The 6223-nt window shown below is 64.8% G+C and carries 5 protein-coding genes; 3 read left to right on the top strand and 2 right to left on the bottom strand.

Going from position 1 to position 6223, the window contains the following annotated elements:
- Positions 1 to 215 precede the first annotated feature (215 nt).
- The 3 genes from B7X32_RS17335 (at position 216) to B7X32_RS17325 (ending at position 3267) form a co-directional block, all read left to right on the top strand.
- The gene (locus tag B7X32_RS17335; protein WP_292722443.1) at positions 216 to 1187 is read left to right on the top strand and encodes a hypothetical protein; all 972 of its coding nucleotides are present in this window, start codon (positions 216 to 218) and stop codon (positions 1185 to 1187) included.
- Positions 1188 to 1449: 262 nt separating this feature from the next.
- Entirely contained in the window at positions 1450 to 2619 is a 1170-nt protein-coding gene (locus tag B7X32_RS17330; RefSeq protein ID WP_292722440.1) for a Cmx/CmrA family chloramphenicol efflux MFS transporter, read from the top strand.
- 93 nt (positions 2620 to 2712) lie between these two features.
- Positions 2713 to 3267 (top strand): hypothetical protein, encoded by a 555-nt coding sequence (locus B7X32_RS17325; protein WP_292722438.1) that lies wholly within the window; start codon positions 2713 to 2715, stop codon positions 3265 to 3267.
- A 48-nt stretch (positions 3268 to 3315) separates the two neighbouring features.
- On the opposite strand, the gene B7X32_RS17320 is transcribed toward B7X32_RS17325, so the two are convergent.
- A complete protein-coding gene (locus B7X32_RS17320) occupies positions 3316 to 4488 on the bottom strand; it encodes a Fic family protein (protein ID WP_292722436.1) in 1173 nt (390 codons plus the stop codon).
- 519 nt (positions 4489 to 5007) lie between these two features.
- Complete coding sequence (locus tag B7X32_RS17315; RefSeq protein WP_292722433.1) at positions 5008 to 5523, bottom strand: SIR2 family protein; 516 nt, start codon at positions 5521 to 5523, stop codon at positions 5008 to 5010.
- Between the last annotated feature and the right edge of the window lie 700 nt (positions 5524 to 6223).

The raw sequence follows: 6223 nt of genomic DNA, 5'->3' as shown, positions 1-6223 counted from the left end.
GGGGGAATGAGCAATCGCGGCGAGACGGTCGTCCTGGATCTGGTGGGGCCCGCCAGCCATCGGCTGGTGAGAGAACCGGTGTGGGGTCGGTCAGCGTGGGTCCGCGACGGGAGGGCCCCGGTCCAGACCTGGTGGTGGCTCCCGATGCCGTGGTGCGGTGGGAGTCCTTCGATTCGCTGCAGACGCCGGCGGGAGCCGCTTGGCCGCGCTGGGTCGTGTACGAGGGGCAGGACCTCTCGGTGTTCTCCTGGTCGGAGCAGCGGCCGATCGAGGGGTTGGACTATCTGGCGACGGCAGACGTCGCGGTCCACCTCGAGGGCGCGAAGATCGCCCGGCTGGGGGTGGCGTCGCAGGGGCATCACGTGTCGGTGCGTCTTCCGTCCGCGACGACCTGTCACCAGGTGACTCTCATCGGCGACCCGGCGGACTTCGCGCTGCGTGCTCCGGTCGACGGGCTCGTGCCGGCGCTGGCGTTCCACCTTCCGCGGATGCGGGCCCCCGAGGGGGAACCCGCACCGGCCGATGGTTCGCGAGGTGCCCGCGGACTGCCTCCGTTCCCCGAGAATGCAGGCGTTCGGGAGGTCTCCGTCTCCTCCGATCCGTTGGATGTCCCCTTCGATGTCCGGTCGCTGCGGCAGTTTCCGGATCTGGACAACGTGGAACTCGCGGGAGCGTGTGCGCACCTGGAGGCGCTCGAGGAACTGCCGTTGCGCCGGCTCGCCCTTCGCTACGTCCCGGACCTGTCCCAACTTCCCGACCTGTCGTGCTGGCCGGATCTGGGCACGATCATCGTCTGGAACTGCGACGCCGACGCCAGCCGGCGCATCCGATCGCAGCTGAAGGCGCTCGCGCCGTCCGATCATCATCGGTCCGTGAGCAAGCCCCGGGGCAGGGCCTGGTTCCTGGAGGAGTACGGGCTGCCGTTCGCGGCCTGGCCCACCGCGTCTGCTCGCAAGGCCACCGCGGGGTTCAAGACGGCGGCCAAGACCGTCAAGGCGGCGACCTCGGCCGAGGTCGCCTTGACGGCGATCTCTGCCTTCACCGCGATGGCCAACACTCTGACCGGGATCGAGACGAGCGAACGCGAGGATCTCGGGAGCGCCGTTGCGGTGCTGGCCAAGCTCAGTGCCGTGCCGGTTCCGGCGGCCGATGCTCTTGCCGTCTTCGACGCCGAGCGCACCTTCTAGGTCTTCGCCGGGCGTGGATGCGCGCGACGATGTGCCTCGATCGCTCAGCCATGCGTCGACATCCGCGTACGCCACGCGCGATAGGTTTGAGGCGTGTCGAGTCCCGAGTCAGACAGGTCAGGGGTTGACGGTCCCACCGCCAGCCCCCTGAGCCACTGATCACGACGCCCACGATCTGCGTGGGCGGAGGTCTGGCATGCCGGGGTGCCGGCCGTGGTGACAAGAAAGAACCCCTTCTTGATCACTCACCTCGGAGTACTCGATGCCTTTTGCTCTCTATCTGCTTGCCCTGGCGGTCTTCGTCATGGGCACTTCGGAATTCATGCTCGCGGGCTTGCTTCCCGCAATCGCAACCGAACTCGACGTCTCGGTCGGTACCGCGGGCCTGCTGAACTCTGCCTTCGCGGTGGGCATGGTCGTCGGCGCGCCGGTCATGGCGGCGTTCGCTCGCCGCTGGCCGCCACGACTCACATTGATCATCTGCCTTCTCGTGTTCGCCGGAAGCCACGTGATCGGTGCGTTGACGCCCGTGTTCCCGCTTCTCGTCGTCGCCCGGGTGCTCAGCGCTCTCGGGAACGCGGGTTTCCTCGCCGTGGCGCTGAGCACGGCGACCACGCTCGTGCCGGCGGACCAGAAGGGCCGTGCCTTGTCGATCCTGTTGGCCGGCACGACGATCGCGACCGTCGCGGGCGTCCCTGCGGGTGCGCTGCTCGGCACCGTGCTCGGCTGGCGGGCGACGTTCTGGTCGATCGTCATCCTGTGCATCCCCGCGGTCTTCGGAGTCATCCGAGGCATCGCGGGCAAGCCCGCAACCCCCGGGGCCGCGCCTCAGCTCCGGGCCGAGCTCGCACGATTGGCGAATCCGCGGCTCGTCCTGGCCATGACGTTGGGCGCGCTGATCAACGGCGGGACCTTCGCGGCCTTCACCTTCTTCGCACCCGTCGTGACCGAGACGGCCGGGCTGGCCGAGGGGTGGGTCTCCGTCGCGCTGGTGATGTTCGGCATCGGATCCTTCTTCGGCGTCACGATCGCGGGGCGACTGTCGGATCGACGACCCGGTCTCGTGCTCGCCGTCGGCGGGTCGCTGCTGCTCACAGGCTGGATCGTCCTGGCAGCGGTCGCATCGCATCCCGTCATGCTTTTCGTGCTGCTCCTCATCCAGGGGCTCTTGTCGTTCGGCGTCGGCAGCACCGTGATCACGCGCGTGCTGTACGCGTCCTCGGGGGCGCCGACCATGGGCGGTTCGTATGCGACCGCCGCCCTGAACGCCGGAGCCGCCGCGGGCCCGGTGCTCGGTGCGTTCGGGCTCACGACGGGGCTTGGGCTGTCCGCCCCGATGTGGACCGCCGCGGCGCTGACCGCGGCCGCACTCGTGATCATGTGCCTCACCGGGCGGATGTTCATGACCCCCACTGCGGAGACGACGGGATGATCCGACAGGCGCGGGATCGGCTTGTTACGCGCTGAGCACCGGCGTGCGAAGAGTCTTCAGGCGTACTCCATAGCCCTGCGTGATACTGGCTCGATGAGGACGGCCAGGCGGGCGGTGACTGCTGTCGCGATCATGGGTGTCGTCGGTGCTGTGGCAGCGGGCTGCTCAACCGCGAGAGATGACGTCGACCCCGTCATGTGGCGACAGGTCGACGGTGCGGAGAATGCGATGTACCGCGAGCTGGCCAACCCTGGGATCGGCGGGCTGAAGGCATCCGAGATCTTCGGCAGGCTGTCGGAGGCCCTCGTCTACTGGGATGGGAACGCGACCCCTGTGCGCTTCCCGGAAGACGACGGCACGGCGGTCTTCTACAACTTTCACCTGGAAGCAGGCGGTGGCGACGCTGCTTTCGAGATGTTCGTGGCGTCAGGACTCAGCGACGGCCGTCCCGCACCGGGGAAGATAGGGCCCGGGCCCAGCCGGGTCTATACCTGCTATCGGATCGAGCTCTCCTTCGAGCGAGGTGTGCTCTCGAGCTTCTCTCGCAGTGGCGACAGTGACCGGGATCGGCTGGAGTGCCCCGGAGAACTCGTGGGCGCGCTCGGCGACGGGGCGCAGTATCGAGAGCCTTGGCTCTTCGATGGATAAGGCGCGCCGGAGGCCAAACGAGTACGAAACTCTCACCTTCGCGCACTCTCATCGCGGCATCTCGCGGCGACCGGCTCGCTTTGCGAACGCGTCGATCGCGTCCAGGATCTCGGTGCTGCGCCAGAATGGGCCGAGCTTGTGCTCGGCCTTTGCTGTCAGAATGCCGGCGCCTACCAGAACCTCGAGCGGCGGATAGATGTTCGGGCGTTGGACGCCGAGCTCCGCGGCGGCTGCGGCGGCATCCAGAACCGGGCGGCGAGCAATGACGTCGAGAAGACGCCAGGCGTTGCTTGATCGACGCACTGTGAGCCTCGTGGCCCACGACTCCTGAATCTGGTCGATGTCGGCGATGAGTTGTCTTGCGTTCGATATCGCGCGCATCGATGCAGCGGCGAATGCCATCACTATGGGGGAGACATCGCCGTCCCGGTACTCCGTGAGCGCTCGGTGATAGCCCTCCACGTCGGCAAGCAGGCCGGCTGAGACCGGTACGGCCACGTTCCTGGTGATGCCGCGGTGCCGGAGCATGGCCTGAGCGAGCGCGCGTCCTGTACGTCCGTTGCCATCGCTGAAGGGGTGGATCGTCTCGAACTGTGCGTGCGCGACGGCCACAGATGTGAGTGCAGGGACATCGAATCGTTCGGCGAAGGCGGCAAGATCTGCGACAAGGGCAGGGACTCGGTCGTGATCGGGCGCGACGAACTCGGCCCCGATCGGACTGTCCGTACGGGTTCCGATCCACACCGGTTCGTCCCGCCACTCGCCCGGCGTGTGACGGGGCTGGTCCGTCATCAGGATCCGGTGCATTTCGCGGATCGCCTCGGGGGACAGGTCGTCGCTGAGTTCGAGCGCCGCACGCAGGGAATGCGTGTTCGAGGTGATCAGCTCCGCGTTGCGGCTTCCCTTGGCACCGAGTTCCGCGCTGAAGATGGCTCGTGCGCTCGCGGTCAGGTTTTCTATCTGCGACGACGATGCCGATTCCGAGCGGAGCAGCACAGGCGCGAACGCGGCGACACGATGGCCGAGCTCTGCGTCGAATCGGCTCAGTTCGTTGGTCGCGGTGACCGCAGCATCGACCGCTTCCGCAGACGGGGCGGGCGTGAGCGCAGCGATCAGCGGGGGGACGGACGCCTTGTATCGACCCCGTCCGAAGCCCGCTGTGGGCTGCCACCTCTTATCCTCCCAGCCCAACGACGGCCAGTTCGGGCTTGAGATGCTCATGCCGGCTCGTATGCGCCGTTATGAGTAACCGGATTATGCATAATCCGAACATACTCTTCGTATGAGTACGCAGACTCGATCGGCTCGCCAAAGGAGGAGAAGGGGGCGTCAGCCTTCGCCAACCTGAGGTCTGGCACAAAGCGGGGCGAGCTGTGCGGCGAAAGGCGTTTCGTCTCGCTCCGCTCGCTCAACGACCGGAGCTCCGCTCGCTCAACGATCGGATGCGGAGCATCGTCGGAGCGGGGGAGCGGCGGAACCGCGCGTGATCGGATAAAAGACGAAACCCCCGCGATGTAGAAGCTACGCGAGGGTTTCTGGGCTGATTGTAACGATCACCCTTGTGGCTCCGACCCGCATCGATCCGGTGACCCTTCGATTTTCAGTTGGATGCGGCGGGGTAGTGGGTACTCGTTAATCGCCGTCCTCCGCGTGATTCCGCGGAAGTCGTGATGGATAGTCGCGGCTGATTTGGGGTGGTTTCAGCGGAGATACCGGCACGGAACCGGCACCTTTGCGTGATCACACGGAGGCGAGACGGTCAGCTAGTTCCGTCAAAAACGTGTCGGCGGTCTCGGTGATAAGGCGAGAGCCGAGGGTCTGAAGCTCTCGCTTGCGCCAGAACCCACCACGCGGGCGGGCGAAGTCCTCGATCGAGTCGACTAGGTGAGGGTTCACCCAATATTCTTCGGTCCCTCTGCCGAACTCGGTTGAGTGGAAGAACTGGGTAAGATCTCTATCCCGCATGCTCGCGCCGATGTACGTCCAACGAACCGGAGCTTCCTCGGGGCCGATCAGGAGCTTCAGGGCCTCAAGCTTCCTCTCGGACAGCCCTGTCTCCGTCTGATCATTCGTGACGACGCAGGATTCGAAGTCGTCGATCGACCCATGCACTTTCAGGACCGGCACGAGATCGGAGCGGCCGGCCAGGTAATCGCGCACGTGCTCGCTGGCATTGACGAAGTCCGCCTCAGAACTGAAGACTCGCACCGCTGACGCGACGTCAGTTTCAACGAACCGATCAAGGTTGACGGTCACGATAACGATGCGGTGGCCGCTCCGGATGAGTCGATGCAATGACTGAACCGCTAGCCCGGGTGTGGCCAGGAGCGATTGCTCTAGTTCCGCTAGTTCGCGGAGCGTCGGCAAACTGGGGTCGTGCGTCTGCTCGATAGCGATTACGCGTTCGAAAGTGAGTTCGTCGCTGAATTGTCGAGGATCTTGCTGCAATTCGTAAGGGGTTAGTAGGTTCTCATACGCGCGAAAGAAGAGGTTGGCAAGAGTTTGTGAGGTGTCTTCCTGTCCGGGGCGACCTAGGAGGCGTCGTATCGCGTTATCGCGAAGGCGATTACCCAGCGGTATTCCCGATGTGGCGCTGGTCCCAGCTCCGAGGAACAGAACGAGAGGGGACTCTGATGGTGCAGTCATTCGTGTAATTTGTGCCGCCATGTTCTCGGCGGAATTTCGGATGAATGGACGGTCATCTAGGTGACCGAATCTGAAGCCAAAGTCTCTTTGGCAGTGCAGGCTCACATCTATGCCGACAGTCTCAACGAGAAGCACGAGCGTTTTCAATTTCTCTGGATGTAGCAGGTTCAGTTGCGGAATAAGCGACCACGCGGCGCCTCGGAACTTGTTCCCTCCCAACCCAGGCGATAGAGGAAGTAAGCAAATAAGCCATAGCCAAAGACTTCGACCAGGGGGGCCGCTGCTTCGAAGAGCAGATAGTAGTAGTAGC

Origin of the sequence: Microbacterium sp. 13-71-7 (genome assembly GCF_002257455.1) — a bacterium.
Taxonomy (GTDB): Bacteria; Actinomycetota; Actinomycetes; order Actinomycetales; family Microbacteriaceae; genus Microbacterium.
The sequence above is the reverse complement of the archived record's forward strand: the minus strand, read 5'-3'. Positions and strand labels throughout refer to the sequence as shown.